The sequence below is a fragment of the Helicobacter cinaedi CCUG 18818 = ATCC BAA-847 genome (genome assembly GCF_000155475.1).
Classification (GTDB): Bacteria; Campylobacterota; Campylobacteria; order Campylobacterales; family Helicobacteraceae; genus Helicobacter_C; species Helicobacter_C cinaedi.
The window spans coordinates 14,378-32,420 of record NZ_DS990394.1 but is presented as its reverse complement, the minus strand read 5'-3'; the positions used below and the strand labels follow the sequence as shown (position 1 = coordinate 32,420).

Sequence of the window (18,043 nt, the reverse complement as noted above, 5' to 3'; positions counted from 1 at the left end):
TTTTGTAGTATAAAATTGTGGTTGTTAGCCCAAGGGATCCAAAAGAGCAACTTTTTTTGTCGCACCTTTGCAACTCTTTTGATATTTTTTTGCACTGCAAATCGTGGAATACATTGATTATGATAAATAATACTTGACAAAAAAAGAAGCAGATTTGCTTAATTAAGTTTCTAACTGCAATTATATATCAATACTCCACGATATTATAAATATATTTCTAGATTCCTAAGATACGAGATATTTCTTCTCGCATACTCATATCGTTTGTTGCACTCTCATACAAGGAAAAGCTACCTTCGTTTTGTTTTTTTTGTCCCCACAGCTGTCCCAGCTAATATCTCTTAATAATGCCTTCTCTATATGCAAGAAACATTAATGCCTTAGCCACTGCATCGTATGGTTTTCTAGCAGTTTTGCAAAAACTAAAATTGCCTACTTCTGCTTGTGGTTCAAGTGAAAATGTCTAGTGGCTCTTATCGCCAAAGCCATTAATCCAAATACCATCATTTGCAACACACTCTTTCAAGAGCTCTTCGTTAAGCTCAGATACACCAAAAGATGTTTCGCCATCGCCACTAGCAAGTTCAATACCTCTGTCAAAACCAAGTCTGCAGATTTCTCTTGCTTTTTCAACAAATTCATCGCTGAATCTATCTTGCTTTTTGTTTTGAGTCCAATAGTTTGTATAACCCATTTTTGAGCTCCTTTGTGTTGTTTTGTATGGGCGTATTATATGGGTTTTGAACGGTATTTTCAAATGAGATTTTAGCTATCAAAGGAATAGATATAAAAGAGCATTTTCTTCTTTGATAGGAATCCTGTCTATTTTTTCATAAGCCTATTATAATTCTCTACAAGCTCATTTTCATTCCTTTCTTTAAGAGACTGCAGAGCTTCTTTCTCTTTAGTTTGGGCTTCAAATTTGACTTTTTTCCTTTGCAAGAAGCTTGTTGGCACAAATAAGGCTAATCACCTTTTGTGCCATTTGTTAGGAACGGCTTCAAATGAGAATCTAAAACTATTTTTTTCGCAAAACCTTTGGCTTGTATTCTTCTTTGATGGGGCAGTTCCTAAATTCATAAGGACCATACACATACCTTTCATTTAGATTCCAGCTAGAAATATCTTGATTAAATGATGTAGCACCATCAAATAGATAATTTGTAGCTTGCACTCTGCCAACATCCCACTTGTCTAGAGGTTTGTTGAAACTTTTGACATCTTTAAATAAAAATCTTAAATCATTCACATTGCTGACATCCCAAGAATTAATATCTTGGTTAAATGAAATAGCACCTTCAAACATACCTTTTATACTATATGTATGATATGAAGTTTTTATAAGCTCTTTTTCAAAGAATTGCCATCTATCTAATGGCTGATTGAAATTTACTGCGTTTTTAAACATACTTGTCCTGAATATTGCATTGCGGACATCCCACTCATTTAGTGGCTGATTGAATGATTTGGCTTTCTCGAACATACTTGCCATATTTTCTACACTACTGACATCCCACCTGCTGATGTCTTGGTTGAATGAATGAGTACCAGCAAACATATAGGACATTTTCTTTACATTGCCTACATTCCACTCTGAAATGTCGGCATTAAACGATTTGGCTCCCTGAAACATACAGGACATATCAGTCACATTACGAACATCCCAGCCATTTAACGACTTGATTAAATGAATCTGCGTCAAGAAACATATTAGACATTTCAAACACATTAGATACATCTCAGCTGGAAATATCTTGATTAAAATGTTTTGCTCCACTAAATGTGCCAACCATATAGGTCACATTAGAGGTATCCCAAGTTTCAATTCCACTAAAATCTTTTCTAGTTGAATTTTGGAATAAAAGCCCAAAGCTACCAACATTAGAAGTATCAATATCTCCTAAGTTTATTTTCTCATTGCGAACGAGTTCTTTTAGCTCAAACACATTTGTTGGTTTGTGTTTCATTGCCTACTCCTTTTTTTATATGCCCGTATTATAGGGATTTTATGTCTATATTTCAATCAAGCAAATCTTGGCTTTTTTGAGCGTGTTGAATCCACTCACAAACTTGCCGAATAGCCTCTTTTTTGTCAATCCCAAAATCTTTAGCAACAATAGCGCCTTCTGAAACTTGAGATCCAAAGTCAATTTTTAGTCCATTTTCGGTGAAGCCTATCACTTCGCCTTGTATTGCCTCCGCAAAATATGTCTTGCCATTTTTTCCTAGTGTTTCAATTATGCTGAATTTTAGCATTCCGCCAAAGAGAGAGGTTACAATCACTTCTTTTGGATTGAAGTCTTCTTGCTTTAGCAATCCTTCCTCTAAGCGTTGGTTGATTTTTTGTTGTAGTATTTCCATTTGCATTCCTTTTCTTTCTTATGCAAACATTTCTAGGAGTATGTTTCTTAGCTTCTCTTGCTCACTATTTTTAGGTAGCGTAACTATTATTGATTTGGACACCAAAATCACAACAACTAAAAAATTAACATATCCGCTTCCATACATAAATAGAATTTACTATGGATATGCGCAATCAGTAGAATCAAGGAGATACTCATGCTGTCAAGACTTCAATTAATCATTACATTAGCTTTATTGCCTATTTGGCTTATTGCTGCAAACACTAACACAGCTCCACAAAACCAAAATCAAAAGCCACAAGGGCAAGGACAGCAACAACAAACGAAATACTATTGTCCCATAAGCAAGGAATAAGGAATATAAAAACGGTAATGGCAAGTTAGAATCTATTCCTTCATTCACAAATGAAAAAACTTGCGAAACTCAATGCCTTTCACAAGGGCAATGTATGTTTGTTGGGGCTCAAAGTCAAGGAATAGTTATTGCCAAAGTCGCAGATGGGAAAAAGCTTGATTTGGCTAAGATAAACAAAGAATTAGCTAGTATCAAAAAAATAACAGGTATTAAAATTGTTGTCTCCAATGTTGAAGCTTTATCTGTTAGCGATTTAAATGGCATAAGTGTAAAAGAGCTATTTGTGCCTGTAAAACAAAGTGATATTAAAAAAGAAGGTATTAAGGCTAATGTTTCAGGCAATAATTTAACCCTTACCGATCTTGGAGATGGTAGCAAAATAATTGAGATTACAAGCTCAAAACTTACCAAAAACACAGAAAATGGACATATACAGCAGAACACCTTACTCGCAAAAAGAAAGTGCCTATGACACAAGATGAAATTAATAAGCTTACACCACAACAGAGATTACAATATGAAGAAGCTTATCAAAAAGCACTAGAAGCCTACAATTCTGGAAAAAGTACATATAAACCAATAGGTGCATTTGTCAAAGATGATGGAGATGAGCAATATACCCTTATTACTGCAGAGAATGGAAAGTTAAGTGAACAAGCAGGTTGGATTCCATTAGCACCACTTGCAGGTGTAAATCATAATGCTTCGCAAGTAAGCCTTGAAACAGAAGTAATGGATGTTGATGGATCAACAAAAAAAGAAACTATTACTATTCCACTTGATGGAAGTGGGCAGGGTGAGTATTTATTTACTGTGGATGGAACAACAAAAAATGCTATTCAGGTAGGATGGGATTCTATTGTTTTTAATAGTAGTGTCAAAGACCCTAAAGATTTAAGCAATATCACATATAGCGTTGAAAAGATTGCAGACAACATAACTGGCAATAGAGTGAGTGGAGAGTTTGAAGTTGAAATTTCAAGTGAATCCACTGGCAATAGATATATGTGTCAAGGCAATGATAAAATTACAGGATATCTTGGCAAAAATGCCTTTAGTGATGAAAAGGCTTGCACTACTCAATGTAAGCTTACAAATGCTTGTGTTACAATCAATCAAGGCGGAAATAGTAATAATGGTTGTCAAGTGCTAAGTTCCAAGCTGCTTAACCCGATAACAGATGTAAATGGCAAGACTATTTATTTAAATAAAAAAGTGACTGAGAAATATACCGTTATAGTCGATAAGCAAATAGGCTGTAGGCAATATTCAACACAAACTTCAGAAACACCAGATATAGAAAAACTTTTGGGTGGAATCCCAAAAGTCCAAACAAATAAGCAAAACCACGACTTCTCACAAGCCACAGAAGCTTTGGGGCAAATGGGGCTTATGGAGGCATCAACACATATCTTTGGAGCAGAAGCTAGCTATTGCGATAAGGGACAATTTTTGCCAACCGCAATGGATTTGATTTCTATGGCCATAAAATATGCGAGTATGGGTTATTCTGCAGGATCTACTGGGGTAATGAATGATGCAATGAGTGCTGGAGGGAAAGCTTTTGCAAATGGAACTGGAAATATTGCTTCAAAAGCTACACAAGCAGCTGCGGCAGCCTTTAAAGTAGGGTTTAAGAAATTTGCTAGCAATATTGCCAAAAAAACCACTGAAGAAGCAATTAAACAAGCACTCAAGCAGGTTGCAACACAAGTGGCTGTTAAAGTTGCCGGAGAAATATTAAAACAATATTGCGATAATAAAGGGATAAAAGGAATATGCGACAAGAAAGAAAAACAAAGACAATCTGCTTGGACAACAGGTTCTACAGATGGAATTTTAAGTAACGAAGAGCTTGATGGAGCGACAGATGAAGAAGATAAAATTGCTATGGATTATGCAAATTGTATGAGTGGTCGCTTTGGGCTAACCTATGAAGCTGTTTTAGCTTGGCAAATGGGAACAAGAGAAGTGAATGAGCTTCATTATCCATTTAAAGTGCCTATGATGATTAATGGCAATGAGCTTGGTATATTGAGATTGGTTATGGAAAATGAAAATGCAGCTGCTGCTGATATAGACAAGTATTTTTATGCGAGATATAATGTTGAGGAATCTGGGAAAATAGATGACAAAACAGTTTATGCCTTATACGCTTTGAACGGACAAGATGCACTGGTAGCAGCTGAAACAATTTGTGGTAGAGAAAAAACAGTCAATATTATTAGGCAAAAATATGGCAAAAGGTTCTTAGATCCAAAGCTTGCAAACCCAACAATAGAGAGCGAATCTCCAAAAGAAGAATAGCTTAAAGAGGAATTGCCCGGTTTAACTGAAGATAGCAATGACCCATCTAACAAAATAGATCCTGTAGATGTTGCTGTTCAGGCTGCTGAAATGATAGCTTCCGCTATTCCTACACCATATAATTTATTGCAAATGCCATTATTGACACTCTAAAACAGCTGCAAGAAAATAGGGATACTTGCACCGATATGAAATTTGCAGAGAGAAGGGCACAAAAAACACCTACAGAAGGACAAGAATATATCAGGACAAACAAACGAATTTCGCTTGGACTTTGCACACATGTTTCTAGCGAAGATATAGAAAAGGTGGGAAAGATAGTTTTGAGAAAGCGCAAACACCATTGTTGCTACGATCAAATAACAACCAGCATCTTTGCAGAAGGGATGATGGCTCAACTTGGCAAAAAGATTTCCCAAGGTAATTGTGCCCCACTAGGCATTGATGATCTTAACAAGGTTTCATTCAAATCTTGCAAGGCAGGACAAAAACCAAAGAAAGACAACTGCTTCCCAGCTGACAAGTTCCAAGAGCTCACTAACGCCTATATGTCTGGAGCTCACATAGGTATAGATGAGGCTGTAAGCGGCATTGTTAATGGCGTATTCCAGCTTGATGAATCGCAATAAAAAGGATTTTTATGACTGAAACAGAAATTAAAAAAGCTAAACCAAAAGAGAGGGACTACTTCTTAAATGATAGGGATGGATTGCGCTTAAGGGTATCTCCTACGGGTTCAAAAACATTTTAAATGCGATACTCTTTTGGGGATAAAAGAAAGCTTATTACTATTGGGCAATATCCATCTGTTTCCTTGGAGCAGACAAGAGAGAATGCTATTGGATACAAAAAACTTATTCTGGCAGAAGCTGATCCACAAGAAAATAAAAAGCTAGACAAAGCAGCCAAAATAAAAATGAAAGAGGGACAACTGCACCTAGTGGTAGAAGCATGGCTCAAATTCAAAGAAAAGCAAGTTACCTATTCCACACTCAAAAGAGATAGACGAATGATGGAGCAACACCTTTTGCCGAATTTTTCAAAATATGAATCTGATAGAAAAATTGTAAGCTCCACACACATTGAGGATATTGCACATTCAGACATTACGCATATTATCGCAAAGATTCAAGACTATAGGGTAGAGCTTGCTAGAAGACTTTTTGCCCATTGTCTTAGTATATGGCAATTTGCCCTTGGTCGCGGATACACAGAAACAAATTACCTATTCAAAATTGACACAAAACAACTTCTTTTGCCTAAAGTAACAAATCACTATGAAAAGATTACAGATGAAGCAACGCTAGGAGAACTTTTGAGGGCTATTGATGGGTATATTCATTCTTCTATTATACGATCGGCATTAAAGTTTGTAAGCATTATTCCTTTAAGGGCTGAAAACCTTGCTACATTGAAGTGGAGTTATATTGATTTTGAGAAAAAGATACTCACCATTCCAAGAAGCGAGATGAAAGTCAAAAAGAAATCATTCCCGGATTTTTCCCTTCCTTTGCCTACACAAGCTATTGAGATTCTAAAGGAAATTAAAAAAAATACAGGTTGGGGTGTTTGGATATTCCACGGACACAATAAAATACATAAACCGATGGTGTCAGAGAGTGCTAATAAAGCTTTGCGTTCTATGGGTTTTGCAGATGCCAAAAGAGGCAGGAAGCAAACACTTCACTCTTTTAGGGGAACTTTTAGAAGCCTTTGTGATACACACCAAGACAAACATAACGCATCATTTGAGATTAAAGAGGCTGTGCTAGATCATAGAATAGGTAATAATGTTACACAAGCCTATCTACATAAAGCTTATTATGTTGAGCAGATGAGACCACTTTTGCAATGGTGGGCTGATTACTTAGATGAGCTTAAAGAGTGCTAGGCGAGAGAAATATTTTCTCCTTTGACAGCAAACTCTATTTAAAAATCATTGTCTTGCATAAACTTAATATAGAGGAATAGCCATACAGTCACTAAAAGAATCTTTGCTGGTATCATTTTAAAAAAAAAGGGGGGGGGCAAGAATATCCAGCATCTTTTTCAGTTCTTCTTTTGCAATACCAAAAACATCAGCTAATCTACAAAATATCACCCTTAAAGAAAAGTTCAAAATCATCATAATTTGGCAATATTGTAGAACAAAGCACTTTCTGGACATCTCTTCTGGCAATCTCGCTTTGATTGATTTTGTCGATAACGCCAAGACAATAGCCTAAGCCCAAGCCAGATCCTCTTGTGCTTTAGCTACATCTTTGCCAAACTCAACAATATCAAAATTATCGTGTTTAATAAGACTCAGTCCATCAGCTACAAAGGTTTTGTTGTGTTCTAGCGTATCTAGTAAGCTCTTTAACGCATACATAGCGTATTTAACATTGAAGTCTCCACGGCTCTGGGCTGTTTTATTACATGGTCTATCTCGTTTCTTATATCTCCCCACGCTTCTTTTTCCATAGTGTTTAGGTGCTTTGCGATACTTAAAAACAATAATGTAGAACTTTCTATAAGCCTGTTACATATTGTTTCGTAAGATTCTTTATGGTTTCTGTATTCGTATGTTTGCACTATATTAGAAAACACTTCGCCTAAATGGAGCGGATTTCCAGCAAAGAGAGCTGCCACCGCCAATGAAACTACGCTCTTTTTCATTTTTTTTGTTCCTTTTTCACAGTTGTCTTATTCTTTCTATTCTTTTTTTTGAATTTACACATACTGAAACATACCATATCTCATAGAGACACATTATTACAATAACACAAAAAAAATGTTATTGTAATATTTACCGCTCATACTCATCTCTCATCATAAATAATCTGCAAAAGTGATACTAGATTCACATTTTCAAGCAGATTATAATTTTGAGAGATGATGGGGAAGTTTGCTTCAATTTATATATTTAAGCTTTATTTAATATAAAATTAATCTATAATACAATTAATTATAGGTTAATTTTATATTAAGGTTTTAAATGTCAAAAACACAAATTCAAATCGCTCAAAATATTCTCAATCATTGCTATTGGGGCAAACAAATATGACTGCGGAATTTATTGTTGAAAATATTAAAAATAAAGAGTTTGCAAAGCGTATTTTTTCTGCAATTTTTCAAAGCTCTCAAGCAATGATAGAGGATTTAAGGATTATAAAAGAGGAATGGGTAAGGGAATTTATTGTAGAGCAAAATCAAAAATTGGGTTATTTTAAGCGATTTTATTTAGAGCCTAGACTTGATAGACTTATTCAATACTATGGGATAACAAATGCGGGAAAGAGAAGAGAAATATATACGATTGTATAAAACTCAAGATTCAATTATTGATTTAGTTGTCAAAGAAAATCTGAGATTTTATCTCACAGGTGGAACGGCTTTGCAGAGATTTTATTTTGACTCTTATAGGTATTCTGATGATTTGGATTTTTTTCTTATGGATAATGGAACAAGCAACGCAAATTCTAAAGAATTTCAAAAATTTATAGACATCTTTATTTTAAGTGAATGTAGAATTCGTATCAAGTCGTATCGTGTGAGCAAACATAGATATAATATATATAAGTATATAATATTATATATTTTTATATATTATAATAGAATATAATATCCTTATCTATGTTTTCTTATACGATTTGTCTTTTTAGCTTCGTTAGATTCATTACTTATTTCAAATTCTGCAATTTTTGATTTTTTACCTGTAAGCAAATGTGTTAAGTCGTGTTGTTCGCCTATATCTGTTACATCAAAATTTAGCACACAAGTAGAGAGCCAAGATAGCTGTTTATTAAGTTTTCTAACTAATTTTGTTATTTCTCTTTCATTCATAGGTTCTTTAGAAATATAACCTGAATATTGCCTATGCTCAAAACCATTTTCAATCATAAATATTTTGATTTGACTATAAGCTTCCGCAGTGCTATTAAAATGCTTTTTAAGTTCATTTGTAGATAAATCAAAGTTTAGGGCTTTACGATTCTTCATTGCCAAACGCCCATATCATCGCCAATAAGAGTCTCGTTCCCCTCTTTTTCACTTATCCAATCCCATTCTTTAACATTCAAAGTGAACCATTTGCAATCAATAAGATTGTTATATACAAATATGCCTAAACACGCCAAGTCTTTATCATTGCCTTTGCAATGATAGGTGTGTTTATCTATCTTTATAAGTCCAGATTCTTTAGCCAATTCATCAATAATCTCATACATTCTATCTAAGTCGTATTTGTTTTCTCTTAGAATCTTTTCTTCATCTAATACAATTCTAGTGCCTAATAATGAGCGTCTTTGTGTGTGTTGTGTAGATATGGCTGTCATTTGAAACTCCTTTGATGTAAGAGATTTTTATCATTATAACATTTATTTGATATATATAATATAAGATAGATAAATATAGCAAAGTATATAATATTATATGTTCTACTATAATATTATATATTATCTATGCCTTTTAATATGTTTTTTTCTTGTGTTTTCTTTACAAGATTTTTATGTGCCTGTTGTGCTTCAGTGATAGACAATCCTTTTGTATCAATTCCTAGAATCTCATCATAAAAGTCTAAAAGTTTCCGCAGAGCTTCACGCTCTTTTTCTTTCATAGCTCCATATTTGCGTGGCTCTATGCGTTCTCTTTTGCTGATGCGTTTGTCTTGTCCCCACTCCATTTGTAGAATCTCGGCAACTTCGGTTTGGATTTGTCGCAGAGCTTTAGGTTTTTGCAATTCTGCACGAAATAAGCTCTTGCCACTTTCTTTATCAAGCGTTATAAACTCCAAATGGGCGTGATGATTGATAACTTTCTCTCCATTATCATCAATATGCCCTTCATCTCTATGTATGGCGATTTGGTAGCATTGGAATCCATACTTAGTTTCAAAATGCTTTGCAAGTCTTTCTAAATCTTGCATTGTGGTATCAGGCTTGATATTGCAAACTGCACTACTCCACTCGTAACTTTTAGCTTTGAAATTTGGAGCTTTTGGGGGGTTTTGTGCGATTATAGGCTTCTATGGCATTTTGTATTAACTCTTGTTTGATTTTTAGGGCTTCATAGCCTTTGCGATTGTAGGATAATTCCGTTCCTATTGCATAATTAGGGCGAATATTTGCGTTATGGAATACTTGAAAATCTTTTGACTTTTTAAAATTTATGCTTGAAATATGGCTCATACCTAATCCTTATATGTTTTGTCTTCATAACAAGAATATTGTGTTTCATACATTAATAACAACTCCCTTTTCAGTTATAAAATATCGTGTTTCATAAGATTATATTCATACTCCAGCCAAAGTGCAAAGCCATTTTTATAATATACGGAGCTAGATTTTGTTAATTCTAATGCAGAATTAATGCCACAGAATTTTGTTTTATTTGACATCTATTCTTTGTATGTATCAAGATTTAGTGTTTTCTTAATGTCTTCTGTCTTAAAGTAAATTTCATCATCTACTATTGCAATAAGTATATTATATGCTCCATAATTGATATTTTTATATTCTTTCTTAAAACTTTTCATTTTTTTTCCTTATGCAAAAAACAAAAGCTTATATTTCGCACAAATCCATAGAGTTAATAAAAAGCTTAAAAGTCCAAAGAGATTAAAAATCATTCCAATTTTAAATCCACCTTGCTGATTTTTTGAAACTTTTTTGGTTAAAAGTTCTCTTTTTGTTTCTTCAATCATTTCTTGTTGCAGGGCTTTAAAATCAGATTCTAATAGTGTTTTCAAGAATTTTTCATAATTACTACTTTCTTGTTCTTCACTAATTTCTGCTAAGGCAAAGCTCATATTTGCAGTATTATCAATATGTCCATTAACAAGTGTGTCTTCCTTAAGCTCTTTGACTTCCTTTTGTAAATCAAGTGTGAGTTTTGTTAAGTCGCTATTAAGTTTTTCTATTTTGTCTTTATATTCTTGTTCCATTTTAAACTCCTTGTTTGATTTTAATCATCTTCTTTTCTTTATTTTTGCAATGTGAGATTGATTATTTTCATTCTCATCTTGCAAATTGTCATAATATTCTTTTACAAGTGGATTTTTAAATTCCATTCTTTCGTTAAGATTTCTATCAGAATAGAATGTTATAATTTGGTGTTCAGAGGGGGAAAGTGGCAGTTGTCGCCCTCCCCTTTGAATATCAGTGATTACTCTAAATCTCGTATGTTCTTCGTTTTCCCATTCATAAATTTTCGCACCATTTTCTTCCAAAAATGGATTTTCAAATTTTTTTAGATATTCTCTTATTGAATACCCAAGATTTACAAGCTCTTCTAAAGTAATTTCGCCTTGAGAGCCTTTATCCAAATGTAATTTAATATGTTCCGCTCCGAGTCCTTTGTCTCTTCGTTTATCGTGAAATCCCTTAACATACATTGTGATATATTCAATTACTGCGTCTTCAATAGCTTCAATATCTTTAAATATTGGCGTCATTTCTTTGTCGCCAAATGTTACATCATAGATTCCTTGTTGTTCTTTATTCATCTTGTTTCCTTAGCTAGTTTTTGATTTAACAATAGGCTCTATTTTAATGCGTTCAATTCTTAATCCGTAAGGATTAATATCGCTTGATTTGTTTAGGTCAAAACTTCCCTCACTGATAATTTTAAAATTACCATTTTGTTGTTTGTAATTATTTTCGCTAAGAATATAACTTTGTGCTACAACTTTAATGATAATTTCAGTGCTAAATTTATTGCCTGTGTATTCGTATTTTTCTACACTATAATCTTTAATGGCAATATATTCAGGCAGTTTATCTTGTGCGGTAGCAGAGATTAACCATTGAACATAAGCTCTTAAGTCTCCAACTGCTACTTGATTGACTTGAATGCCTTTCTCTTCATCTTCTTTATAATCCATAAAATTTGTAAGAATATTTCTAATTTGTGGAACATTATCCATTACTTCTCCATAATCTTTAAATTGTGAGGCTTGAAAATTATTCGTTAGTTGCGAACGAGACACAATAAGATTATTGACATAAGTGCTTATGGCAAATTGTTTTAAATATTCGGCTTTTAATGGCTCTTTTGTTACTTTAATTGCTCTTCCATCGCTTGTTGTTAAAACAACCTTTGAGTTGTTTTCTAAGACTACTTGCTCTAAATCATTCATTTTTGTGCTGATATGATTTAGCTCATATGCAAAAATCAGTATAGCAATACCTAAGAATGAAGCGATATATTTCCAATTTTTTCCAAAAAATTGTTCGCAGTGAAAATTGAGTGATTCTTTGTGTGGGTCTTTTGCTACTGCATTCTTTTTGGATTTTTCATTTTGCTTTTTATTTTTGTCTTTAGTTTTTTCTTCAACATTATTTTTGTTAGTTATTGTTTCCTTTTGTATAGTCTCTTCTTGCGGAGAGATAGTAGCTATTTCTTTGTTTTCAATTTCATTCATTTTAAACCCTTTTAATTGCTATTTACAATGCGATTAACTTCTTTTCTCGCTTCTGTTTCATCAAATTTTTGAGATAAAATCACCTCTTTATCAATAAGTAATTTTGCGAGGTTATATTTTCTCTCCCATTTTTCTTCAATTTGTGAAATCAGTGATACTTCTTGTGCTTGTTGTCTTCTTATTTGTGCGATAGCTCCAGGTTGCAAGTCTTTTCTTAAGAGTTTGACATAGTCTTGTGTAGGAATTGCAATTTTTTTATAATCACTTGTAGCTAATGCATTGCCTATTTCTGCTATTTTTGCATTATTGTAATCGCTTTTAAGTTGATTTGATAATTTTTGCATATCTTCTTTGTTGTTTTTACTTAATTTTGCACGAGCCAAAGAGGCACTTTGACTTGGATTGGCATTTTTGATAATAGTTCTATTATTTTTAATGCCATCGTCTATGCCTCTACGATAATCATTCATACTGCTTGGTGCTTTAATATCTTCCATATTGATTGATTCTATATCTTTTTTAGCTCCATAACTTTTTGTATAATCCATAAACATTTCTATCTCTTTCATTTTTCCATCTTTAAGCATTTTGCTTATGGTGCTATCTTTTTTCAAAAGATTGTTAATATCCCATTTAGAATCAAAATCTGCCACAGATAATCCACTTGCAAATTTTGCATTATAATCAGTAGTTTTTTCTCCATTTTGAAGCGTAGCCCATTCAGCAAAGTTATTTGCTTGTCTGCTAACATAATCTTTAAATTCTTTTTGTTTGGCTTCACACAGACTTTGAAAACCGCTTACACCTTTATTCATAGTGCCACTTCCTCCGACAAGAGAGCATATATTAACTTTAATTTCATCAAGTTTTGAAGCCATAGCACATACATCAGTTGTATCTATACCTAAGTCTATATCAAGTTTTAAATCAGTTTCATAACAAGCGTTTATGAAATTTAAGGAATTGCTAAAAATATTTGAAAATTGAGAGTCTAGTTTTCCTAGAACAGAATCTAAAACTCCTCCTAAAGCACCATTTAAGTTGCCATTTAAAGCTCCATCTACAATATTTCCTATATTTCCTCCCCCTATAATGTCTCCCAATCCACGAGTGTTACTTGCTTGTTGGCTTATTGCTTGATTGTTTTGTGGGGTTTGTGCTTGTTGATTTTGATATTGCTTTTCAAGAGCTTCCCTTGCTTCCCTATTTGCCTGTTCTTGCAATTCTTTTGCTTTTAGCTCCATTATCTTTTGTTGAGCTTTTTCTTGTTGTTCTTTAGCAAGTTCGGCTTGAGATTTTATCTCCATTCCAAATAAACTAAAAGCATTAGCATTGTTTAATCCTATTAATGCAACAATGAAAGTTGCTAGAAGTGTTTTTTGTTTCATCATTTTCTCCTTAATGTTGATTTTTGAGATTGAGTTTCTACTCTTTGTGTAGTATCTTGTGTTTGTGTATTCTCTTGTGTGTTGTCTTTATTTATATCTTTATCTATATCACTTGCTTTTGGCATAGCATTGAGTGTTTTTTGATTTTCTTTGGCCAGAGATATTTGTTCTTCTAATGAAAGATTAGAAATAGAATCTTGTGTAATAAAATGTGTATGAGAAGTATTTTGATTAGGAATCATATATGTTTCTTCATCATTGTTGGAAGATTGTGGTATAATAGCGGAAGCAGAGCCACGAAAATCGGGGTCGTTAAAATAGGTAGCAGAGCTGACCCTGTCTGCTTGCCTCTGCGTTCTTTCCCCTCTTTCTGTTTTGCTATGGGCGGTTAAAAGCCTATTGATTTCTTTATCATCTTTGACATATTCTCTACTTCCATAAGCCAAAACACTTTCATCGTTTGCTTTTACTTTCCAGGTGTGGTCATTGATTTCTGCATTATATTCCGCTTCCACATTCTTAGCTATCTTAGGATAAGAGAGCATTTCTTCTGTGGTTACCATTCCCCTTAGTGCAGGATTATCAAGGTGTTTTTGGATTTCTTTTTCCATAAACTCTCTATCTACAACCACATCTCCCACATTGCTTCTTACAATAGTGCTAGGCTTATCATTCTCTAGCACTTTATACATCTTGCTACTTTCTTTTTTAGAATCTCTATCCCACGCAATATCTTTGAGATTTTGCAATGTTTTCTTTGTAGAATCTAAACTTAGTTGTAAATTTCTTATGCTTTTTTGTATGTCTTCTAATTGAGATTCTAAAATTGCAATTTCTTATTGTCTATCCTATCTACCGCTTTGTTTTTGTTGTCTAGTGTTTTATCTTATAAATCTCGCGGTAAATCTTGCGGCGGCAGGTCGCAAAGTCCAAAATCAGTAAGACCAAAATTAAAATAGTAACATTCAGCAATTTGGGCTACCTTTTCTTTAAGCAACATTTTAAAGTTGTAAAAAAGATAATCATCATTCATAAGATGATACAGCGAAAACAATAAAAGTTTTTTATCCATACTCATAGAAGAAGGACTCAAAGATTCTAGCTCTCTCCTAAAATCACTAGATAAAATATCATTAACTTTTAGCAGTGTATTGCCCAACAAATTGTACTTATCTTCAAATGTTTTATTCTTAATCTCGCTCATTGTTAGCCCCTTTTTGTTTTTGAGATTCAATCAATCCTTTGCCTTTTTCAAGTCCTTTGTTTGTCAGCTCACTTGTTTTTTCTTTAACCTTATCTAGCATTCTGCTTTTTTTCAATGGCTTCTTTTGCTTCAATGCCCTTTTCTTTCAATTTAGAAAACGCAGAGCCAAATGAAAAGCCATTTGTTGTTTGCTTTTGATTTTCATCAGCATAACTTTTAAAGTCATTTAGGGCATTAAAATTCTGCTTTGACTCAACCACACTCTATGAAGTGTTACTATCGCCATCTTGTGTCTCTAGCTCTGCCATTATTCGTATCCAATTGGCTTCAATCTCACTAATTTTAGTCCCTTCTTAAACTTCTATATGCTAGAATTAGAAAAGCCGGTAATGGAAGTGTCGGTGGGTTTTAGTCCCTTCTTAAACTTCTATATGCTAGAATTAAAAGACGATAAGGGACGAACCAATGATGGTTTTAGTCCCTTCTTAAACTTCTATATGCTAGAATAAAAGAAAAACGACGCCTTCGGCGGCGATAGTTTTAGTCCCTTCTTAAACTTCTATATGCTAGAATTTTGTTGTCTTTTGTAGCATAAAGCTCTTGGTTTTAGTCCCTTCTTAAACTTCTATATGCTAGAATACAAATTCCAATAAGATGAGCGATTTCGGCGTTTTAGTCCCTTCTTAAACTTCTATATGCTAGAATTTTTGGACTTGGTGCTATCCCCGATGTTGTGGTTTTAGTCCCTTCTTAAACTTCTATATGCTAGAATTAATCCCGCTATTATAATTATTTGTGTCATGTTTTAGTCCCTTCTTAAACTTCTATATGCTAGAATATACGCACATTTATAAATGATGAGACATATGTTTTAGTCCCTTCTTAAACTTCTATATGCTAGAATAAAATCATTACGAGTAGAATTCTCAAATAGGTTTTAGTCCCTTCTTAAACTTCTATATGCTAGAATAGAGGATTTATTTGAGTCTCTTGCTCCTATGTTTTAGTCCCTTCTTAAACTTCTATATGCTAGAATGAGATATGGGAGGACATCAGCGGGGATTTTGGTTTTAGTCCCTTCTTAAACTTCTATATGCTAGAATCTAAGCTTTAATGTGCCATCAGAATGATTTGTTTTAGTCCCTTCTTAAACTTCTATATGCTAGAATTCCTTTTGATAAGCATTATAGTAACTTTGTGTTTTAGTCCCTTCTTAAACTTCTATATGCTAGAATCTATGTTACTACTAAAAAATACAGGTGGGACGTTTTAGTCCCTTCTTAAACTTCTATATGCTAGAATATTGTCAATGTCCAAGTCGTAGTCGTACGTGTTTTAGTCCCTTCTTAAACTTCTATATGCTAGAATGGGAGTCCTGCGAGTCAAACAATCACTAGCGTTTTAGTCCCTTCTTAAACTTCTATATGCTAGAATAAATTAAGGGCAGATACAATGCCTGCGCTTGTTTTAGTCCCTTCTTAAACTTCTATATGCTAGAATGCCGATTTGTTTTTTTGCAAAAAGAACCTCGTTTTAGTCCCTTCTTAAACTTCTATATGCTAGAATTCTGATCAAAGAGTTAATGTTGTTTTGCATGTTTTAGTCCCTTCTTAAACTTCTATATGCTAGAATAGAAGCAAGGCGGAGGTCGCGGATGTCTAAAGTTTTAGTCCCTTCTTAAACTTCTATATGCTAGAATCTTGGACTCGGTGCAATCCCCGATGTCGCTGTTTTAGTCCCTTCTTAAACTTCTATATGCTAGAATAATTGGAGAATCTTTTCATTTTCTTGGAAGGTTTTAGTCCCTTCTTAAACTTCTATATGCTAGAATGATTCTAGGTGTGGAATGTGTGAGTGTATCGTTTTAGTCCCTTCTTAAACTTCTATATGCTAGAATTACATTTCGTGGGGATATATACCGCTTCCTGTTTTAGTCCCTTCTTAAACTTCTATATGCTAGAATTTTTGATTTGCTTTTGTCGATAACTTCATCGTTTTAGTCCCTTCTTAAACTTCTATATGCTAGAATATAATTTAGATTCTCCTTTTTGAAATTTTTAGTTTTAGTCCCTTCTTAAACTTCTATATGCTAGAATATAATTTAGATTCTCCTTTTTGAAATTTTTAGTTTTAGTCCCTTCTTAAACTTCTATATGCTAGAATTCTAAAGTGTAATGGAATGCTGTTTCTTATGTTTTAGTCCCTTCTTAAACTTCTATATGCTAGAATGGAGCGGTGATTGGAGCAAGTATGCTAAGCGTTTTAGTCCCTTCTTAAACTTCTATATGCTAGAATAAAAGTCGTTCGTAGTTTTCTTTTTCTAATGTTTTAGTCCCTTCTTAAACTTCTATATGCTAGAATAGTAATTCTATATTTCAAATAAAGTTTTAAGTTTTAGTCCCTTCTTAAACTTCTATATGCTAGAATAGGCTCTCTGTTGGTGCCTATAGATAGGGATTTCAAAGGATTTTAAGCTGGAAATTACCTGAAATCCTTTATAATTCGCGACATAGAAGTTTAAGAAGGGACTAAAATAAGGGAGTAAGGGGTCTTCCGCAGGGTAAATCATATCCCTATCAAAACCCTAGAATTCAAATAGGCTTGGTTGCCTATTTTTGATTTTTTGTTTTGGTTGTGTAGTAGTTGTATTCAATTCTTCTTGTTTTTGATACTCCATACCATAGCGGTAATCACCCGCATTTTCGTCAAAGTCAAATAGCACAAGATTTTTATCTTCATTAACATTCTCATTAAATGATGGGTTTCCTAATAATATTTCTATATTGTCGAATTGTCTTTCTGTGATGATAAGTGCGCGGACATTACCATAAGGTGGAAGCACCTTTTTTACAACATTTAGAGAGCTTTTTGCCGAGCTTAACCCTTTGCATATTTTCATATACACGCTAAATTGCATCATAAAAAAGCCAAGCTTGATGAGTTCATTTCGAAATCTTGTAGCTTGTTTTTGTTCTTTTTTTGTTTTTGTTGGCACATCAAACATTAAGAGTATGCGCATAAATT

Annotated in this window: 28 protein-coding genes, 1 pseudogene and 1 CRISPR repeat array; of the genes and pseudogenes, 8 read left to right on the top strand and 21 right to left on the bottom strand. The window is 33.6% G+C overall.

Going from position 1 to position 18,043, the window contains the following annotated elements; translation table 11 throughout:
- Positions 1-463: 463 nt before the first annotated feature.
- The 5 genes from HCCG_RS10050 to HCCG_RS10035 all read right to left on the bottom strand — a co-directional run bounded on the left by HCCG_RS10050 (position 464) and on the right by HCCG_RS10035 (position 2,361).
- Complete coding sequence (locus HCCG_RS10050; RefSeq protein WP_002957427.1) at positions 464-694, bottom strand: hypothetical protein; 231 nt, start codon at positions 692-694, stop codon at positions 464-466.
- A gap of 128 nt (positions 695-822) precedes the next feature.
- Entirely contained in the window at positions 823-957 is a 135-nt protein-coding gene (locus HCCG_RS12890) for a hypothetical protein (protein ID WP_267891775.1), read from the bottom strand.
- Positions 958-1,018: 61 nt separating this feature from the next.
- Positions 1,019-1,642 (bottom strand): BspA family leucine-rich repeat surface protein, encoded by a 624-nt coding sequence (locus HCCG_RS10045; RefSeq protein ID WP_230197952.1) that lies wholly within the window; start codon positions 1,640-1,642, stop codon positions 1,019-1,021.
- A gap of 97 nt (positions 1,643-1,739) precedes the next feature.
- Positions 1,740-1,967, bottom strand: a complete 228-nt coding sequence (locus HCCG_RS10040; protein WP_002957425.1) for a BspA family leucine-rich repeat surface protein — start codon at positions 1,965-1,967, stop codon at positions 1,740-1,742.
- A 52-nt stretch (positions 1,968-2,019) separates the two neighbouring features.
- A complete protein-coding gene (locus tag HCCG_RS10035; protein WP_014666979.1) occupies positions 2,020-2,361 on the bottom strand; it encodes a hypothetical protein in 342 nt (113 codons plus the stop codon).
- Between the two features lie 198 nt (positions 2,362-2,559).
- Here HCCG_RS10035 and HCCG_RS12270 point away from each other — a divergent pair, with 198 nt between their 5' ends.
- The 6 genes and pseudogenes from HCCG_RS12270 (at position 2,560) to HCCG_RS10015 (ending at position 6,916) form a co-directional block, all read left to right on the top strand.
- A complete protein-coding gene (locus HCCG_RS12270; RefSeq protein ID WP_002957423.1) occupies positions 2,560-2,718 on the top strand; it encodes a hypothetical protein in 159 nt (52 codons plus the stop codon).
- A 94-nt stretch (positions 2,719-2,812) separates the two neighbouring features.
- Positions 2,813-3,190, top strand: coding sequence for a hypothetical protein (locus HCCG_RS10030; protein ID WP_002957422.1), 378 nt, complete (start codon positions 2,813-2,815; stop codon positions 3,188-3,190).
- Complete coding sequence (locus HCCG_RS10025; protein ID WP_015453606.1) at positions 3,187-5,025, top strand: hypothetical protein; 1,839 nt, start codon at positions 3,187-3,189, stop codon at positions 5,023-5,025. Before HCCG_RS10030 ends, HCCG_RS10025 begins: the two co-directional genes overlap by 4 nt.
- 188 nt (positions 5,026-5,213) lie before the next feature.
- Positions 5,214-5,654 carry a hypothetical protein gene (locus tag HCCG_RS10020; RefSeq protein WP_002957420.1) on the top strand — a complete coding sequence of 147 codons (441 nt, stop codon included), beginning with the start codon at positions 5,214-5,216 and terminating at the stop codon, positions 5,652-5,654.
- A gap of 11 nt (positions 5,655-5,665) precedes the next feature.
- Positions 5,666-5,905: pseudogene (locus tag HCCG_RS12970) on the top strand (Arm DNA-binding domain-containing protein); the annotation flags it as partial.
- A 36-nt stretch (positions 5,906-5,941) separates the two neighbouring features.
- Entirely contained in the window at positions 5,942-6,916 is a 975-nt protein-coding gene (locus tag HCCG_RS10015; RefSeq protein WP_326544425.1) for a tyrosine-type recombinase/integrase, read from the top strand.
- A 330-nt stretch (positions 6,917-7,246) separates the two neighbouring features.
- Here the strand turns inward: HCCG_RS10015 and HCCG_RS10010 are convergent, their stop codons facing one another.
- The gene (locus HCCG_RS10010; protein ID WP_230197944.1) at positions 7,247-7,396 is read right to left on the bottom strand and encodes a hypothetical protein; all 150 of its coding nucleotides are present in this window, start codon (positions 7,394-7,396) and stop codon (positions 7,247-7,249) included.
- A complete protein-coding gene (locus HCCG_RS10005; protein WP_002957416.1) occupies positions 7,384-7,683 on the bottom strand; it encodes a hypothetical protein in 300 nt (99 codons plus the stop codon). Before HCCG_RS10005 ends, HCCG_RS10010 begins: the two co-directional genes overlap by 13 nt.
- Positions 7,684-8,067: 384 nt before the next feature.
- Between HCCG_RS10005 and HCCG_RS10000 the strand changes: the two genes are divergently transcribed.
- Positions 8,068-8,331: a hypothetical protein gene (locus HCCG_RS10000; protein ID WP_002957415.1), complete on the top strand. Its 264-nt coding sequence runs from the start codon at positions 8,068-8,070 to the stop codon at positions 8,329-8,331.
- Positions 8,294-8,629, top strand: coding sequence for a nucleotidyl transferase AbiEii/AbiGii toxin family protein (locus HCCG_RS09995; protein WP_002957414.1), 336 nt, complete (start codon positions 8,294-8,296; stop codon positions 8,627-8,629). Before HCCG_RS10000 ends, HCCG_RS09995 begins: the two co-directional genes overlap by 38 nt.
- 5 nt (positions 8,630-8,634) lie before the next feature.
- Here HCCG_RS09995 and vapD read toward each other — a convergent pair whose 3' ends face one another.
- The 14 genes from vapD to cas2 form a co-directional block, all read right to left on the bottom strand.
- Positions 8,635-9,006: a VapD family protein gene (vapD, locus tag HCCG_RS09990; RefSeq protein ID WP_015453607.1), complete on the bottom strand. Its 372-nt coding sequence runs from the start codon at positions 9,004-9,006 to the stop codon at positions 8,635-8,637.
- Positions 9,003-9,341: a hypothetical protein gene (locus tag HCCG_RS09985; RefSeq protein WP_002957412.1), complete on the bottom strand. Its 339-nt coding sequence runs from the start codon at positions 9,339-9,341 to the stop codon at positions 9,003-9,005. The genes vapD and HCCG_RS09985 overlap by 4 nt, the downstream gene beginning before the upstream one ends.
- A 113-nt stretch (positions 9,342-9,454) precedes the next feature.
- Positions 9,455-9,931, bottom strand: a complete 477-nt coding sequence (locus tag HCCG_RS09980; RefSeq protein WP_002957411.1) for a hypothetical protein — start codon at positions 9,929-9,931, stop codon at positions 9,455-9,457.
- 49 nt (positions 9,932-9,980) lie between these two features.
- Positions 9,981-10,193, bottom strand: coding sequence for a hypothetical protein (locus HCCG_RS09975; protein WP_015453608.1), 213 nt, complete (start codon positions 10,191-10,193; stop codon positions 9,981-9,983).
- Positions 10,194-10,267: 74 nt separating this feature from the next.
- A complete protein-coding gene (locus tag HCCG_RS12885; RefSeq protein ID WP_268257962.1) occupies positions 10,268-10,402 on the bottom strand; it encodes a hypothetical protein in 135 nt (44 codons plus the stop codon).
- A complete protein-coding gene (locus tag HCCG_RS12260) occupies positions 10,403-10,540 on the bottom strand; it encodes a hypothetical protein (protein ID WP_014666995.1) in 138 nt (45 codons plus the stop codon). It abuts the gene before it with no gap.
- Positions 10,541-10,549: 9 nt separating this feature from the next.
- Positions 10,550-10,948, bottom strand: a complete 399-nt coding sequence (locus HCCG_RS09970) for a hypothetical protein (protein WP_002957410.1) — start codon at positions 10,946-10,948, stop codon at positions 10,550-10,552.
- A 24-nt stretch (positions 10,949-10,972) separates the two neighbouring features.
- Positions 10,973-11,509, bottom strand: coding sequence for a hypothetical protein (locus HCCG_RS09965; protein WP_002957409.1), 537 nt, complete (start codon positions 11,507-11,509; stop codon positions 10,973-10,975).
- Positions 11,510-11,518: 9 nt separating this feature from the next.
- The gene (locus HCCG_RS09960; RefSeq protein ID WP_002957408.1) at positions 11,519-12,427 is read right to left on the bottom strand and encodes a hypothetical protein; all 909 of its coding nucleotides are present in this window, start codon (positions 12,425-12,427) and stop codon (positions 11,519-11,521) included.
- A gap of 11 nt (positions 12,428-12,438) precedes the next feature.
- Positions 12,439-13,530 carry a hypothetical protein gene (locus tag HCCG_RS09955; protein ID WP_195886793.1) on the bottom strand — a complete coding sequence of 364 codons (1,092 nt, stop codon included), beginning with the start codon at positions 13,528-13,530 and terminating at the stop codon, positions 12,439-12,441.
- A 284-nt stretch (positions 13,531-13,814) separates the two neighbouring features.
- Positions 13,815-14,564 (bottom strand): helicase, encoded by a 750-nt coding sequence (locus HCCG_RS09950; RefSeq protein WP_230197943.1) that lies wholly within the window; start codon positions 14,562-14,564, stop codon positions 13,815-13,817.
- A 137-nt stretch (positions 14,565-14,701) separates the two neighbouring features.
- On the bottom strand, positions 14,702-15,019 hold the full coding sequence (locus HCCG_RS09945; protein WP_002957405.1) for a hypothetical protein: 318 nt from the start codon (positions 15,017-15,019) through the stop codon (positions 14,702-14,704).
- A gap of 89 nt (positions 15,020-15,108) precedes the next feature.
- Positions 15,109-15,279 (bottom strand): hypothetical protein, encoded by a 171-nt coding sequence (locus HCCG_RS12030; RefSeq protein ID WP_002957403.1) that lies wholly within the window; start codon positions 15,277-15,279, stop codon positions 15,109-15,111.
- Positions 15,280-15,358: 79 nt separating this feature from the next.
- Positions 15,359-17,446: a CRISPR direct-repeat array (repeat unit 36 nt; unit sequence GTTTTAGTCCCTTCTTAAACTTCTATATGCTAGAAT).
- A gap of 157 nt (positions 17,447-17,603) precedes the next feature.
- The gene (gene cas2, locus HCCG_RS09940) at positions 17,604-18,038 is read right to left on the bottom strand and encodes a CRISPR-associated endonuclease Cas2 (RefSeq protein ID WP_002957400.1); all 435 of its coding nucleotides are present in this window, start codon (positions 18,036-18,038) and stop codon (positions 17,604-17,606) included.
- Positions 18,039-18,043 lie beyond the last annotated feature (5 nt).

Coding starts and splice junctions, on each gene's coding strand:
- HCCG_RS10050 (WP_002957427.1), bottom strand. CDS start 694: ATGGGTTATACAAACTATTGGACTCAAAACAAAAAGCAAGATAGATTC.
- HCCG_RS10045 (WP_230197952.1), bottom strand. CDS start 1,642: ATGTCCTGTATGTTTCAGGGAGCCAAATCGTTTAATGCCGACATTTCA.
- HCCG_RS10040 (WP_002957425.1), bottom strand. CDS start 1,967: ATGAAACACAAACCAACAAATGTGTTTGAGCTAAAAGAACTCGTTCGC.
- HCCG_RS10035 (WP_014666979.1), bottom strand. CDS start 2,361: ATGGAAATACTACAACAAAAAATCAACCAACGCTTAGAGGAAGGATTG.
- HCCG_RS12270 (WP_002957423.1), top strand. CDS start 2,560: ATGCTGTCAAGACTTCAATTAATCATTACATTAGCTTTATTGCCTATT.
- HCCG_RS10030 (WP_002957422.1), top strand. CDS start 2,813: ATGTTTGTTGGGGCTCAAAGTCAAGGAATAGTTATTGCCAAAGTCGCA.
- HCCG_RS10025 (WP_015453606.1), top strand. CDS start 3,187: ATGACACAAGATGAAATTAATAAGCTTACACCACAACAGAGATTACAA.
- HCCG_RS10020 (WP_002957420.1), top strand. CDS start 5,214: ATGAAATTTGCAGAGAGAAGGGCACAAAAAACACCTACAGAAGGACAA.
- HCCG_RS10015 (WP_326544425.1), top strand. CDS start 5,942: ATGAAAGAGGGACAACTGCACCTAGTGGTAGAAGCATGGCTCAAATTC.
- HCCG_RS10010 (WP_230197944.1), bottom strand. CDS start 7,396: ATGTATGCGTTAAAGAGCTTACTAGATACGCTAGAACACAACAAAACC.
- HCCG_RS10005 (WP_002957416.1), bottom strand. CDS start 7,683: ATGAAAAAGAGCGTAGTTTCATTGGCGGTGGCAGCTCTCTTTGCTGGA.
- HCCG_RS10000 (WP_002957415.1), top strand. CDS start 8,068: ATGACTGCGGAATTTATTGTTGAAAATATTAAAAATAAAGAGTTTGCA.
- HCCG_RS09995 (WP_002957414.1), top strand. CDS start 8,294: ATGCGGGAAAGAGAAGAGAAATATATACGATTGTATAAAACTCAAGAT.
- vapD (WP_015453607.1), bottom strand. CDS start 9,006: ATGAAGAATCGTAAAGCCCTAAACTTTGATTTATCTACAAATGAACTT.
- HCCG_RS09985 (WP_002957412.1), bottom strand. CDS start 9,341: ATGACAGCCATATCTACACAACACACACAAAGACGCTCATTATTAGGC.
- HCCG_RS09980 (WP_002957411.1), bottom strand. CDS start 9,931: ATGCAAGATTTAGAAAGACTTGCAAAGCATTTTGAAACTAAGTATGGA.
- HCCG_RS09975 (WP_015453608.1), bottom strand. CDS start 10,193: ATGAGCCATATTTCAAGCATAAATTTTAAAAAGTCAAAAGATTTTCAA.
- HCCG_RS12885 (WP_268257962.1), bottom strand. CDS start 10,402: ATGTCAAATAAAACAAAATTCTGTGGCATTAATTCTGCATTAGAATTA.
- HCCG_RS12260 (WP_014666995.1), bottom strand. CDS start 10,540: ATGAAAAGTTTTAAGAAAGAATATAAAAATATCAATTATGGAGCATAT.
- HCCG_RS09970 (WP_002957410.1), bottom strand. CDS start 10,948: ATGGAACAAGAATATAAAGACAAAATAGAAAAACTTAATAGCGACTTA.
- HCCG_RS09965 (WP_002957409.1), bottom strand. CDS start 11,509: ATGAATAAAGAACAACAAGGAATCTATGATGTAACATTTGGCGACAAA.
- HCCG_RS09960 (WP_002957408.1), bottom strand. CDS start 12,427: ATGAATGAAATTGAAAACAAAGAAATAGCTACTATCTCTCCGCAAGAA.
- HCCG_RS09945 (WP_002957405.1), bottom strand. CDS start 15,019: ATGAGCGAGATTAAGAATAAAACATTTGAAGATAAGTACAATTTGTTG.
- cas2 (WP_002957400.1), bottom strand. CDS start 18,038: ATGCGCATACTCTTAATGTTTGATGTGCCAACAAAAACAAAAAAAGAA.